The following is a 16039-nucleotide window of genomic DNA, read 5'->3' as shown; positions in this document are numbered from 1 at the left end:
CGGACCGGCGGCTGGGACGCGGGTCACTGCCGCAGGGCGAACCACAACTCCATGCGTACGTCCGGGTCGTCCAGGTCCGCCTCCAGCAGGGACGCGCAACGAGCGACGCGTTGGCGGACGGTGTTGCGGTGCACGGCGAGGGCGACGGCGGTGCGGTCCCAACTGCCGTGCAGGGAGAGCCAGGCGCGCAGGGTCTCGGTGAGCGCCGGCCGGCCGTCGAGAGGCGCGAGGAGGGCGCGGGCGTGGGCCGCCGCCGCGTCGGGCGGGACCAGTGCGGCGAGCGCCGGGCGGGCGCCGTGCCGGACGAGCGCGGTGCGGGTCGCCCGGGCGCGGGCCAGGGCGCGGGCGGCCTGGGTGTCCGCGGACGGCCAGTCGCGCGGAGCGGCGGGGGCGCTGACGCCGAGGGTCCAGCCGGGCTGTGCCGCGGTGTCCCGCTCGGCCGGCACCAGGACCCGTACGACGTCGTCCGCCAGGTCCACCAGCGGCGACCCGAGCGCGGCCCCGAGCGCCGAGGCGGCGACGGCGTCGGGCGCCCGCACGTCGGGACGGGCGTGCACGACGACCCACCGCCCGCCGCCCAGCAGCCCGGCCACCTCCTCGGGCGGGGCGCCCAGCAGCAGCCGTACGAGGGCGAAGGACCGTGCCGCGCCGGAGCCGCTCCGGTGCTCGCCGGTGAGCAGGGAGAGCAGGACGGCGGCGACGGAGGCGATGGTGTGGTCGCCGGGCACCCCCTCGGGCGAGGCGACCCCGAGCACGAACCCCCGGCCCGGGCCGAGCCCGTAGGCGGCGAGGTGGGTGCCGGCGACGGTGTCGGTGGCGGTGGTGGTCGAGGAGGCGCGGCCGCTGACGATCTGCGGCAGCCGGGCGAGCGCGCCGCGCACGGCGTCGCCGGGGGCCCGGCCCGCCGAGGCGACCTCCGTCCCCTCCGGCCCGTACAGCACGGCCCACCCCCCGACCCGCTGGGCCAGCCGGCGCAGCACGGACGGCACCGGGTCCGGGCGGGAGGCCGCCGCCGCCAGGCTCTGCTGGGCCTCGGTGACCCGGCGCAGCTCGGCGAGGCGGGCCTGGGCCATGAGCTGCCAGACCGCGCGGGCCACCCCGGAGAAGGTGGTCCGCGGCGGGACCTCGACGAGCGGGAGCCCGGCCGAGTCGCAGGCCGCCACCAGCGCCGTCGGCACCGTGTCGTGCACCGGCGCCACGCCGAAGCCGAGGGCCGCGCCGCCCGCCGCCACGATCCGGGAGACGTAGTCGGCGAAGTAGCTCCCCAGGCCCGCCGCCTGCTGCCGCGGGACATGGACGCCGGCGGTCAGCAGCAGCTCGCCGCCCAGCAGGTACGGGTACGGGTCCGCCATCTCCGAGGCGTGCGCCCAGTGGATCGTCGTGGCGGGGTCGCGGGGGCCCGCGATCTGCCGCAGGCCGAGGTCCTCACGGGCCAGGAGCGCCGCGAGGGGCACCGGGGGAGTGGGCGGGACCGCGGGCTCCGGCATGATGTGCGTTTCCTTCACTCCGTACCGCCTGAATGGATGAAACGTACACTTCGCAGGCTCGGTCCGGCCACCTAGTGTGGCGATGACGTGTATCGCTCCGTGCGCGACGGCGCGCAGGAAAGAAGGCAGTACCTCATGACCAGCAACGAGACGCCCCGCGGCCCCGTCGACTCCTCCCGGATCCCGCGGTACGCCGGACCCGCGACCTTCGCGCGACTGCCCCGCCTCGACGAGGTCGGCCGGGCCGACGTCGCCGTGATCGGCGTGCCCTTCGACTCGGGTGTCTCCTACCGGCCGGGCGCCCGCTTCGGCGGCAACGCGATCCGCGAGGCGTCCCGGCTGCTGCGGCCCTACAACCCGGCGCAGGACGCCTCCCCCTTCGCCCTCGCGCAGGTGGCGGACGGCGGCGACATCGCGGTGAACCCGTTCAACATCAACGAGGCCGTCGAGACGGTCGAGGCCGCGGCGGACGACCTGCTGGCCACCGGCGCCCGGCTGATGACCCTCGGCGGCGACCACACCATCGCGCTGCCGCTGCTGCGCTCGGTCGCCAGGAAGCACGGCCCGGTCGCCCTGCTCCACTTCGACGCCCACCTCGACACCTGGGACACCTACTTCGGCGCCGAGTACACCCACGGCACCCCGTTCCGGCGGGCCGTGGAGGAGGGCATCCTCGACACCGAGGCGCTCTCCCACGTCGGCACCCGCGGACCGCTCTACGGCAAGCAGGACCTCACCGACGACGAGAAGATGGGCTTCGGCATCGTCACGTCCGCGGACATCTACCGCCGGGGCGCCGACGAGGTCGCCGACCAGCTCCGCCAGCGCATCGGGGACCGGCCGCTCTACATCTCCATCGACATCGACTGCCTGGACCCGGCGCACGCGCCCGGCACGGGCACGCCGGAGGCCGGGGGCATGACGTCCAGGGAACTGCTGGAGATCCTGCGCGGGCTGGCCGGGTGCAACCTGGTCTCGGCGGACGTCGTCGAGGTGGCCCCCGCGTACGATCACGCGGAGATCACGTCGGTGGCCGCGTCCCACACGGCGTACGAACTGACCACGATCATGTCCCGCCAGATTGCAGAGGCCCGCGCGCAGTGACCCACGACCACGACCTGGTGCTCCGTCCGACGCAGGCGCAGACCGCCGCCGCGCTGAACCCCCCTGCCGGCCGCACCGGCGGAGACCTGGTCGTGGAGACCCTCGCCGCGCTCGGCACGACCACGGTCTTCGGACTGCCGGGCCAGCACGCGCTGGGGATGTTCGACGCGCTGCGGCGGTCCGGCCTGCGCTACGTCGGACTGCGGATGGAGAACAACGCGGGCTTCGCGGCCGACGCGTACGGCCGGATCACCGGGGAGGCGGCGCCGCTGCTGCTGTCGACGGGGCCGGGGGCGCTGACCTCCCTGGCCGCGCTCCAGGAGGCGGCGGCGGCCTCCGCCCCGGTGCTGGCGATCAGCAGCCAGGTCCCGACCGCGGGGCTGGGCGGCGGCCGCCACGGCTATCTGCACGAACTCCCGGACCAGGCGGCCTCGTTCCGGGGCGTGGTGAAGTCGGTGCACACCGTCCGCAGCCAGTCCCAGATCCCCTCCGCGATCGAGGCGGCCTGGAGGTCGGCGCTGACGGCCCCGCACGGGCCGGTGTGGGTGGAGATCCCGCAGGACGTGCTGCTCGCCGAGACGGTGATCCCGGTCGTCACGGGCGGCGACGCGTTCCCGGAGGAGCTGCCGCCGCGCCCCGAACTGACCGCGGTGGCGGCCGACCTGCTCTCGAACGCGGCCCGGCCGGCGATCATCGCGGGCGGGGGAGTGGTACGGGCGGACGCGTCCGGCAAGCTGCGGCAGCTGGCGGAGGCCCTGAAGGCCGCGGTGGTCACCACCCCCGGCGGCAAGGGCGCGTTCCCCTGGCAGCACCCGCTGTCGCTCCAGTCCTGGATCGAGGACCGGCACACCACGGACTTCCTGGAGGACGCCGACGTCCTGCTGGTGGTCGGCTCGGGGCTCGGTGAACTCTCCTCGAACTACCACACGTTCAGGCCGCGCGGCCGGGTGATCCAGATAGAGGCCGACCTCGGCAAGCTGGAGTCCAACCACCCCGCGCTCGGTATCCACGCGGACGCGCGACTGGCGTTGCAGGCGCTGCTGGAGACGGTGTCGCCGCGACAGGACGAGGAGGCCGCCGAACGGGTCCGTGCCGTCCTCGCGAAGGTCTCCGACCGCATCGCCGCCCAGGAACTCACCCTGGAGCAGGACGTGTTGGCGTCCGTCCGCAAGGCGCTGCCCGCCGGCTGCCCGTCCTTCTGGGACATGACGATCCTCGCCTACTGGGCCTGGTCGGCCTTCGACGCCCAGGGCCCCAACCTCCTGCACTCCGCGCAGGGCGCCGGCGGCCTCGGCTACGCCTTCCCGGCGGCCCTGGGCGCGGCGGTCGCGGACCCGACCCGGCCGGTGCTGGCGGTGTCCGGCGACGGGGGCGCGCTGTACTCGATCGCCGAACTGGCCACGGCACGGCAGTACGACCTCGACGTGACGTGGCTGATCGTCGACGACGGCGGCTACGGCATCCTGCGTGAGTACATGACCGACGCGTTCGGGGAGGCGACGGGCACCGAGCTGAGCCGCCCGGACTTCGTGGCGCTGGCGCGGTCGTTCGGGGTCCCGGGTGTGCGGACCACGCCGCAGACGCTTCAGGCGGACCTGGCGAAGGCGCTGGGCGAGCCCGGACCGTCGGTGGTCGTCCTCCCCGCGGTGCTGCGGATGTTCGCGCCGACGCATCTGCGGAGCTGACCCGCACCGCGCGGGTGTGGGGCCCCGGCGGTACGGGTCAGCGGTCCAGCGGCGGCACTGCTACCAGATCGCCTCGACCCACTCCGGGTGGTCGATGAACGGGTTGCGGTTCTTCTGGTAGGTGTCGTAGATGACCTGGTTGCGGCGCTCCTCGAAGGCGCTCGGCGGGTCCGCCTCGTTCCAGGCCTTGAGGACGGCGAGCTTGCCCATGTAGGGGGCGGAGCCGTTGCCGACCTTCTCGTTGGGCTCCAGGTCGGCGAAGCCGTCGTCGCCCTCGTAGCGCACGGCCATGTAGAGGATCATGCGGGCCACGTCGCCCCGGTCCGCGGCGCGCGGCGCGAAGGAGTCGGAGTCGACGGTGCTGCCGCCGCCGTTGGTGGCGGCGCTGCCGCCGTTGTCGAAGTCGAGGTTGCCGCGGATGCTGTTGAGCTGGACGTCGCAGGCGCGCAGGTGGTGCAGGTCGGTGCCGGGGCCGGTCACCTCGCCGAAGTCGCCGTGGGACTTGGCCCAGGTGTGCTCGCGGTTCCAGTCGCCGAGGTCGCCGCCGTTGAGGGACTTGCTGCGGGAGACACCGCTGTAGAGCAGGAGCACGTTGCTGCTGTTGTTCGGGTCCTGGTCGGTGACCTTCAGGGCCTCCCAGACCGCGGAGTACGAGATCTTCGTCTGGCTGCTGATGATCGTGTGCAGCGAGGACTTCAGGCTCGTGCCGGTCTTCCCGATCGCGTTCTTGTAGTACGTCGAGTCGTAGGCCGTCGTGGTCGCCGCCGCCGGGGTCGCGGTCAGCGTGGGGGTGGCGAGGGCGACGAGTACGGCCGAGACGGCGAGCGCCAGGGACTTCGCGCGGCGGGTGCGTATGGGTCTCACGGGCATCGGGGGCTGTCCGTTCTACGCGTGTTGAATGGAGCGGGCAATCGGGAGCGTGACATGGACATGCGCTCCTGTAAATGGCCGGTACATGTCGATCAGATGACCGGAAACGGCATATCGCCCCTCTTCTACGCGAGTTGGCATACCGAAAGGCCCTCCGGCCCGTGGGCGGAGGGCTGTTGGTGGCCGTCGTGGGGGCCGGTGTGTCACCCGGCGTCGGACGGGTCCATGTACCGGGCGTTTTCGTGCGAATTGCCCCAGAGACCGGTAACGGATCGCACATTCATTCCCCGACTCGTGCAACCTTTCGGTCGAACTCGTGAGTCAACAGGGCATGACACAGGGGATATCGAGGCGTGCGAGATGGGTGGCCGGAGGCGCGCTCGTCGCGTGCGTGGCCGCCGCCACACCCGCCACGGCGGCCACCGCGCCGACCGTCAGCTGCACGTCGGCCACCGCCGGGCTCGCCGGCAAGCTGAAGAAGGACATCACGTCGGCGCTCGCCAACCGCAAGGGGACCATCGCGGTCGGCCTGTACGACCGTACGACCAAGACGACCTGCACCCTGCGGGCCGGCACGGCCTACGACTCCGCGAGCGTGGTCAAGGTCACCGTGCTCGCCACGCTGCTGTGGGACGCGAAGAGGAACGACCGGTATCTCACCGACCGCGAGAACACCCTCGCCAAGGCGATGATCACCAAGTCGGACAACGACGCGACCAGCAAGCTGTGGAAGCAGCTGGGCATGACGAAGATCAAGGGCTTCCTCGCCGCGGCGGGCATGACCCAGACCAAGCCCGGCGCGAACGGCTACTGGGGCCTGACCCAGATCACGGTCACCGACGAGCAGAAGCTGCTCAAGCTGATCACCGCGAGCAACACGGTCCTCAGCGACAACTCCCGCGCCTACATCTCGAAGTTGATGGGACAGGTCGTGTCGTCCCAGCGCTGGGGCACACCGTACGGCGCCGGCTCGAACGTCTCCGTGCACGTCAAGAACGGCTGGCTCCAGCGCTCCACGCACGGCTGGCGGGTGCACAGCGTCGGCACCTTCAAGGGCGGCGGGCACGACTACGTGATGACGGTGCTCACGCACGGCAACAGCACCATGAACTACGGCATCACGACCATCCAGGGCGTCGCCAAGGTCATCCACCGGGACCTCGCCGCGTCCTGACGCCCGGCGGACGCCCGCCCGTCACCCACCCGCCCTACGGTGACGGCCACGCGCATCAGAACCGCACTCGCGACCCTGACCGCCGGCCCGGCGGCGGCCACCTGCGTGACCGCCGCCGACCCCGCCCACGCCGCCCGGACGGGCAACGCCCCCACCCCCACCGACCCTGAGCTGCTCTCGTGAGGGTGGGAACCCGGCGCGTTCACCGCGGGCGCTCGTACGCGTCGACCGTCCCATCGCCGTTGTCGTCGAACAGGTAGTCGTAGGCGTCGCCGTAGCTGTCCCGGTAGCGCATGCACGTGCCCTCGGCGCGCAGCTCGGGCTCGCCGTCGTAGTGGCCGAGGTGGAGCGTCACCCGGATCCCGTCGTCGAGGGTGGTCGCGATGCCGTCGTCCACCTCCTCGACCGTGCGGCCGTCCGCGCGCCACGTGGCCCGCAGGGACGCCAGCGCCGCGCGGTAGTCCTCCTCGCCCGCGAAGTCCAGGTCCCAGGTGAAGGAGGGCTCGTCCCGGGTGACACCGCTCTCGTCGAAGCCGAGGTCGTCCACACACGACGAGCTGCCCTCCTGGGAGGCGTACGGCTCACCGGACGGCGCCGGGGACAGCGCCCGGTAGACGTCCTCGCCGGCCCGGGTGGTGGCCCGGACATGGGCCCGGAACTCCTCGGTGCTGTGCACGGGCCCGCCCTGCATCGCCTCGCACCCCTTCGCCGTCAGCCCGAGAAGCGCCACGAGGGCGACACCGAGCACGGGGACCATGATCGTCGACTTCATGCCGTCGATCAAAGCGGCCGGGGGCGGCGTGCGGCAGCGCTCCGCTACTCAGCCGGTCTGAGCAGCGGCACTCAGGCCGATTGTTGCGGAGGGATGAAATCCGGTTCTTTTCGCGTTGGTGCCTTCCGGAAGATCAGGACCACTCACCGACCGACGGAGGACACCCGCGTGAGCGCGCACCAGGGAGGGCCCGGGCGGGAACGAGCCGGCTGGGCACGGCGACTGGCCGGATACGCCTGGCGGTATCCGAAGGACGTCGTCCTCGCTCTCGGCTCCTCGCTGGTCGGCATGGCCGTCATGGCGCTGGTCCCGCTGATCACCAAGGTGATCATCGACGACGTCATCGGCGACCACAGCCGGGACATGGCCCCCTGGGCGGGCCTCCTCATGGGCGCCGCCCTCGTCGTCTACGTCCTGACCTACATCCGCCGCTACTACGGCGGCCGCCTCGCCCTCGACGTCCAGCACGACCTGCGCACCGACATGTACGGCACGATCACCCGCCTCGACGGCCGCCGCCAGGACGAGCTGTCCACGGGCCAGGTCGTCGGCCGGGCCACCAGCGACCTCCAGCTGATCCAGGGCCTGCTGTTCATGCTCCCGATGACCATCGGGAACTTCGCCCTGTTCGTGGTCTCTCTGGTCGTCATGGCCTGGCTCTCGCTGCCGCTCACCGCCGTCGCGCTGGCGGTCGCGCCCGCCGTGTGGTGGATCGCCAGGCGCAGCCGCAGCAAGCTGCACCCCGCCACCTGGTACGCCCAGGCCCAGGCCGCCGCCGTCGCGGGCGTGGTCGACGGGGCCGTGGGCGGGGTCCGGGTGGTCAAGGGCTTCGGCCAGGAGGAGCAGGAGACCGGCAAGCTGCGGGAGGTCAGCCGGCGGCTCTTCGCGGGGCGGCTGCGCACCATCCGCCTCAACTCCCGGTACACCCCCGCGCTCCAGGCCGTCCCCGCCCTGGGGCAGGTCGCGATGCTCGCCCTCGGCGGCTGGCTCGCGGTCCGCGGCCACATCACCCTCGGCACCTTCGTCGCGTTCTCCACCTACCTCGCCCAGCTGGTCGGCCCGGTCCGGATGCTCGCCATGGTCCTCACGGTCGCCCAGCAGGCCCGCGCGGGCACCGAGCGGGTGCTGGAGCTCATCGACACCGAGCCGTCGATGAAGGACGGCACCAAGGAACTGCCCGCCGACGCGCCCGCGACCGTCGAGTTCGACGACGTCTCCTTCGGGTACGCGGACGGGCCACCCGTCCTCGACGGCCTCAGCTTCGAGATCCGGCCCGGCGAGACCCTCGCCGTCGTCGGCTCCTCCGGCTCCGGCAAGTCCACCGTCTCCCTGCTGCTGCCGCGCTTCTACGACGTCACCCACGGCGCCGTCCTCGTCGGCGGCCACGACGTCCGCGAACTCACCCAGGACTCCCTCAGGGCGGCGATCGGCCTGGTCCCCGAGGACTCCTTCCTGTTCTCGGACACGGTCCGCGCCAACATCGCGTACGGCCGTCCCGAGGCCACCCAGGAGGAGATCGAGAAGGCCGCCCGCGCCGCCCAGGCGGACCGTTTCATCGCCGAGCTGCCCGAGGGCTACGACACCATGGTCGGCGAGCACGGCCTCACCCTCTCCGGCGGCCAGCGCCAGCGCGTCGCCCTCGCCCGGGCGATCCTCACCGACCCGCGGCTCCTCGTCCTCGACGATGCGACCTCCGCGGTGGACGCCCAGGTCGAGCACGAGATCCACGAGGCGCTGAAGCAGGTCATGCAGGGCCGCACGACCCTCCTCATCGCGCACCGCCGCTCCACCCTGAACCTCGCCGACCGCATCGCCGTCCTCGACCAGGGCCGCCTCGCCGACCTCGGCACCCACGAGGAGCTCCAGCGGCGGTCCGCGCTCTACCGGCGCCTGCTCACCGACCCCGACGAGCTCGGCGGCGTCTCGCCCGGCCACGCCCCGCCCCCCGCGCCCCGCGAGGACACCTCCGTACGGGAGGAGCTGGACGCCGAGTTCGACGCCGAGCGCGGCATCACGCCCCGGCTGTGGGCCGGGGAGCGCGACTCCCGGGACACGGCGCCGGCCGGCACGCCGGCCACCCCGGAGCTGCTCGCCCAGGTCGAGGCGCTGCCTCCGGCGACCGACACCCCCGACATCGACGAGGCCCGCGCGGTCACCCCGGAGGAGTCCTACGGCCTGCGCAGGCTGCTGCACGGCTTCGGCCCCGTCCTGCTGATCAGCCTCGGGCTCGTCGCCGTGGACGCCGGCATGGGGCTGCTGCTGCCGATCCTGATCCGGCACGGCATCGACTCCGGTGTCGGTGAACTCGCCCTCGGCGCGGTGTGGGCGGCCTCGCTGCTCGGACTGGTCACCGTGGGCGTGCAGTGGGCGGCACAGGTCGGTGAGACCCGGATGACGGGACGGACGGGCGAGCGCGTCCTCTACTCGCTCCGCCTGAAGATCTTCGCGCAGCTCCAGCGGCTCGGACTCGACTACTACGAGCGGGAGTTGACCGGCCGGATCATGACCCGCATGACCACCGACGTCGACGCGCTGTCGACCTTCCTCCAGACCGGCCTGGTCACCGCGTTCGTCTCGGTCGTCACCTTCTTCGGCATCATGGTCGCCCTGCTGGTGCTCGACGTGGAGCTCGCGCTGCTGGTGTTCGCGACGCTGCCGCCGCTGATCGTCGCCACGTACTTCTTCCGCAGGGCGAGCGTGAAGGCGTACGAACTGGCCCGTGAGCGGGTGTCGGGGGTCAACGCCGACCTCCAGGAGTCCGTCGCCGGGCTGCGGATCGTGCAGGCCTTCCGGCGCGAGCGGGACGGCGGGGTGCGGTTCGCGGAGCGCAGCGACGGCTACCGGCAGGCGCGGATCCGGGGGCAGTGGCTGATCTCCGTCTACTTCCCCTTCGTGCAGCTGCTGTCCTCGGCCGCCGCGGCGGCCGTGCTGGTCGCGGGCGCGGGGCGGATCGACGACGGGACGCTGACCACCGGAGCTCTGGTGGCGTACCTGCTCTACATCGACCTGTTCTTCGCGCCGGTGCAGCAGCTCTCCCAGGTCTTCGACGGCTACCAGCAGGCGACCGTCTCGCTGGGCCGGATCCAGGAGCTGCTGCGGGAGCCGACGTCGACGAAGGCGGCCGAGGAGCCGATGGAGGTGCTCTCGCTGCGGGGCGACGTGGCCTTCGAGGGCGTGCACTTCGCCTACGGCGAGGAAGAAGAGGCGCTCAGCGACGTCGAGTTGCGGATCCCCGCCGGGCAGACCGTCGCCTTCGTCGGCGAGACCGGCGCCGGCAAGTCGACCCTGGTGAAGCTGGTGGCGCGGTTCTACGACCCGACGGCGGGCCGGGTGACGGTCGACGGCACGGACCTGCGGGCACTGGACCTCACGTCGTACCGGCACCACCTCGGTGTCGTCCCGCAGGAGGCGTACCTCTTCCAGGGCACGGTCCGCGACGCCATCGCCTACGGCCGTCCCGACGCCACGGACGCCGAGGTGGAGGCGGCGGCCCGCGCGGTCGGCGCCCACGAGATGATCGCGACCCTGGACGGCGGCTACCTCCACGAGGTCGCCGAACGCGGCCGCAACCTCTCCGCCGGCCAGCGCCAGCTGATCGCGCTGGCCCGCGCCGAACTCGTCGACCCCGACATCCTCCTCCTCGACGAGGCCACGGCCGCCCTCGACCTCGCCACGGAGGCCCAGGTCAACCAGGCCACGGACCGCCTGGCGGGCCGCCGCACCACCCTCGTGGTCGCCCACCGCCTCACCACCGCCGCCCGCGCCGACCGGGTCGTGGTCATGGACCACGGCCGCGTCGTGGAGGACGGCACCCACGAGGAGCTGCTGGCCCTGGGCGGCCGGTACGCGGCCCTGTGGCGCACCTTCGTGGGGGAGGACGCGACCGCGGCGGCGTGAGGGCCGGCCGCGGAGGGCCCCGGCCTGCTTCGGTGACGGGCGTGCAACCATCCGACACATGTCCTGCGTCCGTACACCAGTACGCTCATCGCCGGGGTACGGGAGGACGACAGTGGCCATGGGGGCGATACGGCGGCGGCTGGCCGTCGGTCTTGCCGTGGTGACCGCATCCGGGGTGCTGGGGATCGCGGCACCGGGTCAGGCGCAGGCCGCCGACACGCAGTGCGAGGGGCGCAAGATCCGGACGTACACCTTCTCCACCGGCTCGGTGAAGGTCTACCGGCGCGGCCAGTCGCTGTGTGCCGTGACCGTCCCCAAGCGGGTCGGCACGCCGCGCACCATGATGGTCAGCCTGCGGGCCCGGGGCTTCGAGGCGGTCGTCGACCAGGGCGTCTACACCAAGCGCGCCGGTCCGGTGTGGTCCTACGTCGGCAGCCGCAAGGTGTGGATCAAGGGGCGGGTCGGCGGCGGCTCGTACTCGACCGGGGGCTGGGTACGGCTGTGACACCCCTCCGCCCGGGCGGGCGATCCCGCCAATAACCGAGGGTTTTCCCTGCTTCCCCTGGTGCGTACGGGAGTTGCTCCGATACGTTCCGCTCGCACATCTGTCTCACAGGGGAGGGTGCATGCGCAAGGCGCTCAGATGGCTGCTGGCGTTCACCGTGTTCATCGGCACGTTGAGCACGGCAGGGGCGGCCACCGCCGCCCAGCCGGAGGCCACCGGTACCACCGACATCAAGGAGAGGCTGCTCTCCATACCGGGGGTGAGCCTGATCGAGGAGAAGCCGTACACCGGGTACCGCTTCTTCGTCCTGGGCTTCACCCAGCCGGTCGACCACCGCCACCCGTCCAAGGGCACGTTCCAGCAGCGGATCACCGTGCTGCACAAGGACGTCTCCCGCCCGACGGTCTTCTACACCAGCGGCTACAACGTCTCCACGAACCCCAGTCGCCGCGAGCCGACCCAGATCGTGGACGGCAACCAGGTCTCCCTGGAGTACCGCTACTTCACCCCCTCCCGGCCCGAACCGGCCGACTGGAGCAAGCTGGACATCTGGCAGGCCGCCAGCGACCAGCACCGCGTCTTCAAGGCGCTGAAGAAGGTCTACAGCAAGAACTGGATCACCACGGGCGGCTCGAAGGGCGGCATGACCGCCACCTACTACGAGCGCTTCTACCCCAAGGACATGGACGGCGTCGTCGCCTACGTCGCCCCCAACGACGTGGTGAACAAGGAGGACTCCGCCTACGACCGCTTCTTCGCGAAGGTCGGCACGAAGGAGTGCCGCGACCGCCTGAACGCGGTGCAGCGCGAGGCGCTGGTGCGCCGGGAGCCGCTGGAGAAGAAGTACGCGGCGCTCGCGGCGGCCGAGGGCTACACCTTCTCCACCGTCGGCAGCCTCGACCGGGCCTACGAGGCGGTCGTCCTGGACTACGTGTGGGGCTTCTGGCAGTACAACCTGCTGGAGAACTGCGGTGACGACGAGCTGATCCCGCCGGACGCCAAGACCGCGACCGACGACCAGATCTGGAACTCGATCGACACGGTCTCCGGGTTCTCGTTCTACACCGACCAGGGCCTGACGCCCTACACGCCGTACTACTACCAGGCGGCCACCCAGCTGGGCGCGCCGACGATCAAGTTCCCGCACATCGAGAAGAAGTACATCCGCTACGGCTACCAGCCGCCGCGCAACTTCGTGCCGCGGGACATCGCCACCAAGTTCCAGCCGTACGCGATGCGCGACGTGGACACCTGGGTGCGCCACAACGCCCGTCACATGCTCTACGTCTACGGCCAGAACGACCCGTGGGGCGCCGAGCCGTTCCACCTCGGCAAGGGCGCGAAGGACTCCTACGTCTTCACCGCCCCCGGCATGAACCACGGCGCGAACGTGGCCGGTCTGGTCGCCGACCAGAAGGCCTTCGCCACCGCCCGCATCCTGGACTGGGCCGGTGTCTCCGACACGGCCGTCGCCGCGGCCAAGCCGCTGGCGAAGTTCGACAGCAGGCTGGACGTCAGGGACGTGGAGCGCGAGCCCACGCTGCGTCCGTAACCCCGGTGCCGCGCCCGGCCGTCGCTCAGACCGGCCGGGCGCAGCCCACCGGCCGCTCGCCCCGCAGCTGCACGTACAGGGCCGTCGAGACCGGGCACCCGGCGCGGCTCGCGACCGCCTTGGTCACCTCGTACTGCGGTTTCCGCTCGCCCGTGCCGTCGCACGACGTCTCGCGGACCTGCCCGTCACCGGAGCCGTAGACGCAGTCGCCGACGATGGTGCGCGGCCCGCCCCCGCCACCCGGGTCGCCCGGGTGCGGCGGGGCCAGGTTGCGCATGCAGGCGTAGCCCCGCGGGACCGCCCCGTCGCCGTCCTCGTCGCCGGCCGGGCTCTGGGCGCTGATGTGCAGCACGAAGTCCGTGGTCCCCGGGCACAGCGGACCGTCGCCCACCGTCCCGTCGAACCGCGCCACGACCCGTGCCGCCGCCCGCTCACTGGTGCACGCCACCTCGGTGAAGCTGGTCGTGCCGAAGGAACTGCACTCGTCGACCCCGAGGAACTCGCTCCCGTGGCCCGGGGTGCGGGTGGGCGCCACCACCTCGCCGAGCCGGCTGTCCGCGTCCGTGGCGTTCCCGTCCGCCGCGGTCCGGCACCCCGCCAGCAGACCGGCGAGCAGCGCCAGCAGCGCGCACACCACCCCCACGGAACATCTCTCACGCATCGCCGTCCCCCCGGATACCCGCGTCCAGCGTGACCCGCCGCGGCGGGCCCACGCCAGACATGTGGGGTGCTTTGCGCCCTTCGGGGGGCGTACGCCGGGTGCGCGGCGTACGCGCGCTACGTCGGGTACGACAGTCCGTGCCCGATCGGATAGAGCACCGCGGCCGGATCGTCGGCCCGCTGCACCGGCACCGGCAGCTTTCCGCGCGGCGCCACCCTCCCCGCGATCACCCGTGCGGCGGCCCGCAGTTCGACGTCGGTCCACGCGTACGAGGCCAGGTACGCGGGCACGCCGGGCAGGTGGGCCACGTCGTAGGGGTTGCGGACGGCGAGGGCGATGACCGGCCTGCCGGTCGCGAGCAGCTGCTCGACCAGGGTCTTCTGGCCGCTGGTCGCCGAGACGTTGTACGTCGCCACCACCACCGCGTCCACGTCCCGCGCCGCCGCGACCGCCTTGGCGACCGTGGCCGCCGAGGGTGCCGTACCGGTGGACAGGGCCGTGGCCGTGAAGCCGAGCTCGTTGAACGCGGCCGTGAGCACGCCGGTCGGGGGGCCCGTCGTCCCCGAGGGGGAGGCCGGGTCGGCGCCCGTCACCAGGAGCCTGCGCGGGGACAGGGGCAGCAGGTGCCCCTCGTTCACCAGCAGGGTCGTGGTCCGCTCGGCGATCCGGTCGGCCTGCGCGAGATGGGCGGGGATGCCGACCGTGCGGGTCACGTCCGCCTGCGCGACGTACGGCTCCCTGAACAGTCCCAGCCTCGCCTTCAGCCGCAGCACCCGCAGGATCGACTCGTCGAGCCGCCGCTCGGTCAGCTCCCCGTCCTGGACGGCCTTCAGCACCGCGTTCCAGGCGACGGCGAGGTTGGGCGGGTTGAGCAACTGGTCCACGCCCGCCTTGAGCGCGAGCACCGGCACCCGGTCGTCGCCGTACTTGGTGCGGACGCCCTCCATGCCGAGGGAGTCGGTGACGATCACCCCGTCGTAGCCGAGTTCCTCGCGCAGGATGCCCTGGAGGATCGGGCGGGACAGGGTGGCCGGGTCGCCGGAGTCGTCGAGGGCCGGGACCATGAGGTGCGCGGTCATGATCGAGTCGATGCCCGCGGCGATCGCGGCACGGAACGGCGGCGCGTCGAGCTTCTCCCACTCGGCGCGGGTGTGGGTGATGACCGGGAAACCGTAATGGCTGTCGACGGCGGTGTCGCCGTGCCCGGGGAAGTGCTTGGCGGTGGCCGCGACCTGCCGGGCGCGCTGGTACCCGGCGACCTCGGCGGCGACCATCCCGGCGACCGCGTCCGGGTCGGCGCCGAAGGACCGGACGCCGATGACCGGGTTCGCCGGGTTGACGTTGACGTCGGCGACCGGGGAGTAGTTCTGCCGGATGCCCATCGCCCTCAGCTCCCGCCCGGCGATCCGGCCGAGGGTGCGGGCGTCCCGGTGCGAACGGCCCGCGCCGAGGGCCATGGCGCCCGGGAAGAGCGTGGCGGGCTCGCCCACCCGGCAGACGATGCCGTGCTCCTGGTCGGTGGAGATGAGGACCGGCAGCCCGCGCGGCAGGGAGAGGGACGCCTTCTGGATGCCGTTGGAGAGGTCGGCGATCTGGTGCGGGTCCCGGGTGTTGTGCGCCCAGGTGAAGTAGATGATGCCGCCGACGCGGTACCGGTCGATCAGCTCGGCGGCCGTGCGGACGCCGATCTCCTTGAGGTTGGCGTCGATGTCGGCCTGGTCGGGGGCGGTGGCGGAGTGGCCGTAGACCCGCATCACGAACAGCTGGCCGACCTTCTCGGGCAGCGTCATGCGGGAGATGAGGGAGCGGAGTCTGGTGTCGTCGTGCGTGTTCTGGTCCGCGTGGGCGGTCCCGCCCAGGGCGAGCGTGGCGGCGGCGCCCGCGGAGGCGGCGAGGACGGTACGTCTGGAGGGCACGTGCGCTCCTTCCGGAGGTGATCCGTTGAAGGAAACTTCCGAGGAATCACCAATATCCGGGAAGTTTCTGCCAGTCAAGGGAGCGCACAGTACTGGGGAAGGGGCCGCCATCGGCGCTGTTGGAGGGGGGCGCGCCGATGGCGGCGTGCTGTCGGCCGCGGTACGGCGGAGAGGGTGGGTCAGCGTTCGCAGCCAGCAGCGAGGCCGACACCGCACCACGGTGACTCTCCGACAGCCTGCCGGTTGGACGAGCGGGGGTCGGGCGGGGTTCCCGGCTGGGCCCGGAATCCCGGAAGTCGGTGAGCCCGGGGCCAACGGGACGGATGAGCCGCGGCTGCGCTGACCCCGGGTGCGGAGATGACGGTGCCGGGAATCTCGTTCGACGACCCGGGGCGGGTACGCGAGACTTTCCCCGG

Annotated in this window: 12 protein-coding genes; 7 read left to right on the top strand and 5 right to left on the bottom strand. The window is 72.3% G+C overall.

All coding sequences use genetic code 11. The features are described from left to right. Positions 1-23 precede the first annotated feature (23 nt). Positions 24-1487, bottom strand: coding sequence for a PucR family transcriptional regulator ligand-binding domain-containing protein (locus tag ACH41F_RS22380; protein ID WP_398837092.1), 1464 nt, complete (start codon positions 1485-1487; stop codon positions 24-26). 135 nt (positions 1488-1622) lie between these two features. On the opposite strand from ACH41F_RS22380, the gene speB reads away from it, so the two are divergent. Both speB and ACH41F_RS22370 read left to right on the top strand, forming a co-directional pair. Next, positions 1623-2591, top strand: a complete 969-nt coding sequence (speB, locus tag ACH41F_RS22375) for an agmatinase (RefSeq protein WP_391235797.1) — start codon at positions 1623-1625, stop codon at positions 2589-2591. After that, positions 2588-4276 carry a thiamine pyrophosphate-binding protein gene (locus ACH41F_RS22370; RefSeq protein WP_398837091.1) on the top strand — a complete coding sequence of 563 codons (1689 nt, stop codon included), beginning with the start codon at positions 2588-2590 and terminating at the stop codon, positions 4274-4276. Before speB ends, ACH41F_RS22370 begins: the two co-directional genes overlap by 4 nt. Before the next feature lie 60 nt (positions 4277-4336). On the opposite strand, the gene ACH41F_RS22365 is transcribed toward ACH41F_RS22370, so the two are convergent. Beyond that, complete coding sequence (locus ACH41F_RS22365; protein ID WP_391235791.1) at positions 4337-5146, bottom strand: endonuclease; 810 nt, start codon at positions 5144-5146, stop codon at positions 4337-4339. Between the two features lie 331 nt (positions 5147-5477). On the opposite strand from ACH41F_RS22365, the gene ACH41F_RS22360 reads away from it, so the two are divergent. Further along, positions 5478-6320 carry a serine hydrolase gene (locus ACH41F_RS22360; protein ID WP_391235788.1) on the top strand — a complete coding sequence of 281 codons (843 nt, stop codon included), beginning with the start codon at positions 5478-5480 and terminating at the stop codon, positions 6318-6320. Between the two features lie 39 nt (positions 6321-6359). Beyond that, positions 6360-6503 carry a hypothetical protein gene (locus ACH41F_RS22355; protein WP_398837089.1) on the top strand — a complete coding sequence of 48 codons (144 nt, stop codon included), beginning with the start codon at positions 6360-6362 and terminating at the stop codon, positions 6501-6503. 19 nt (positions 6504-6522) lie between these two features. On the opposite strand, the gene ACH41F_RS22350 is transcribed toward ACH41F_RS22355, so the two are convergent. Continuing rightward, positions 6523-7092 (bottom strand): hypothetical protein, encoded by a 570-nt coding sequence (locus ACH41F_RS22350; protein WP_398837088.1) that lies wholly within the window; start codon positions 7090-7092, stop codon positions 6523-6525. 168 nt (positions 7093-7260) lie between these two features. Here ACH41F_RS22350 and ACH41F_RS22345 point away from each other — a divergent pair, with 168 nt between their 5' ends. The 3 genes from ACH41F_RS22345 (at position 7261) to ACH41F_RS22335 (ending at position 13046) form a co-directional block, all read left to right on the top strand. Next, positions 7261-10989: an ABC transporter ATP-binding protein gene (locus tag ACH41F_RS22345; protein ID WP_398837087.1), complete on the top strand. Its 3729-nt coding sequence runs from the start codon at positions 7261-7263 to the stop codon at positions 10987-10989. Between the two features lie 118 nt (positions 10990-11107). Further along, the gene (locus ACH41F_RS22340; RefSeq protein ID WP_391235777.1) at positions 11108-11494 is read left to right on the top strand and encodes a hypothetical protein; all 387 of its coding nucleotides are present in this window, start codon (positions 11108-11110) and stop codon (positions 11492-11494) included. Positions 11495-11615: 121 nt separating this feature from the next. Beyond that, positions 11616-13046 (top strand): S28 family serine protease, encoded by a 1431-nt coding sequence (locus tag ACH41F_RS22335; protein WP_398837086.1) that lies wholly within the window; start codon positions 11616-11618, stop codon positions 13044-13046. Between the two features lie 25 nt (positions 13047-13071). On the opposite strand, the gene ACH41F_RS22330 is transcribed toward ACH41F_RS22335, so the two are convergent. Both ACH41F_RS22330 and ACH41F_RS22325 read right to left on the bottom strand, forming a co-directional pair. Next, positions 13072-13707 (bottom strand): hypothetical protein, encoded by a 636-nt coding sequence (locus ACH41F_RS22330; RefSeq protein ID WP_398837085.1) that lies wholly within the window; start codon positions 13705-13707, stop codon positions 13072-13074. A gap of 116 nt (positions 13708-13823) precedes the next feature. Then, the gene (locus ACH41F_RS22325) at positions 13824-15623 is read right to left on the bottom strand and encodes a glycoside hydrolase family 3 N-terminal domain-containing protein (RefSeq protein ID WP_398837084.1); all 1800 of its coding nucleotides are present in this window, start codon (positions 15621-15623) and stop codon (positions 13824-13826) included. Positions 15624-16039 lie beyond the last annotated feature (416 nt).

Origin of the sequence: Streptomyces sp. NPDC020489, from assembly GCF_044386545.1 — a bacterium.
In the GTDB taxonomy this organism is placed as follows: domain Bacteria; phylum Actinomycetota; class Actinomycetes; order Streptomycetales; family Streptomycetaceae; genus Streptomyces.
This window is presented reverse-complemented; position numbering and strand designations above follow the sequence as displayed.

Coding starts and splice junctions, on each gene's coding strand:
- ACH41F_RS22380 (WP_398837092.1), bottom strand. CDS start 1,487: ATGCCGGAGCCCGCGGTCCCGCCCACTCCCCCGGTGCCCCTCGCGGCG.
- speB (WP_391235797.1), top strand. CDS start 1,623: ATGACCAGCAACGAGACGCCCCGCGGCCCCGTCGACTCCTCCCGGATC.
- ACH41F_RS22365 (WP_391235791.1), bottom strand. CDS start 5,146: ATGCCCGTGAGACCCATACGCACCCGCCGCGCGAAGTCCCTGGCGCTC.
- ACH41F_RS22360 (WP_391235788.1), top strand. CDS start 5,478: ATGACACAGGGGATATCGAGGCGTGCGAGATGGGTGGCCGGAGGCGCG.
- ACH41F_RS22350 (WP_398837088.1), bottom strand. CDS start 7,092: ATGAAGTCGACGATCATGGTCCCCGTGCTCGGTGTCGCCCTCGTGGCG.
- ACH41F_RS22340 (WP_391235777.1), top strand. CDS start 11,108: ATGGGGGCGATACGGCGGCGGCTGGCCGTCGGTCTTGCCGTGGTGACC.
- ACH41F_RS22335 (WP_398837086.1), top strand. CDS start 11,616: ATGCGCAAGGCGCTCAGATGGCTGCTGGCGTTCACCGTGTTCATCGGC.
- ACH41F_RS22330 (WP_398837085.1), bottom strand. CDS start 13,707: ATGCGTGAGAGATGTTCCGTGGGGGTGGTGTGCGCGCTGCTGGCGCTG.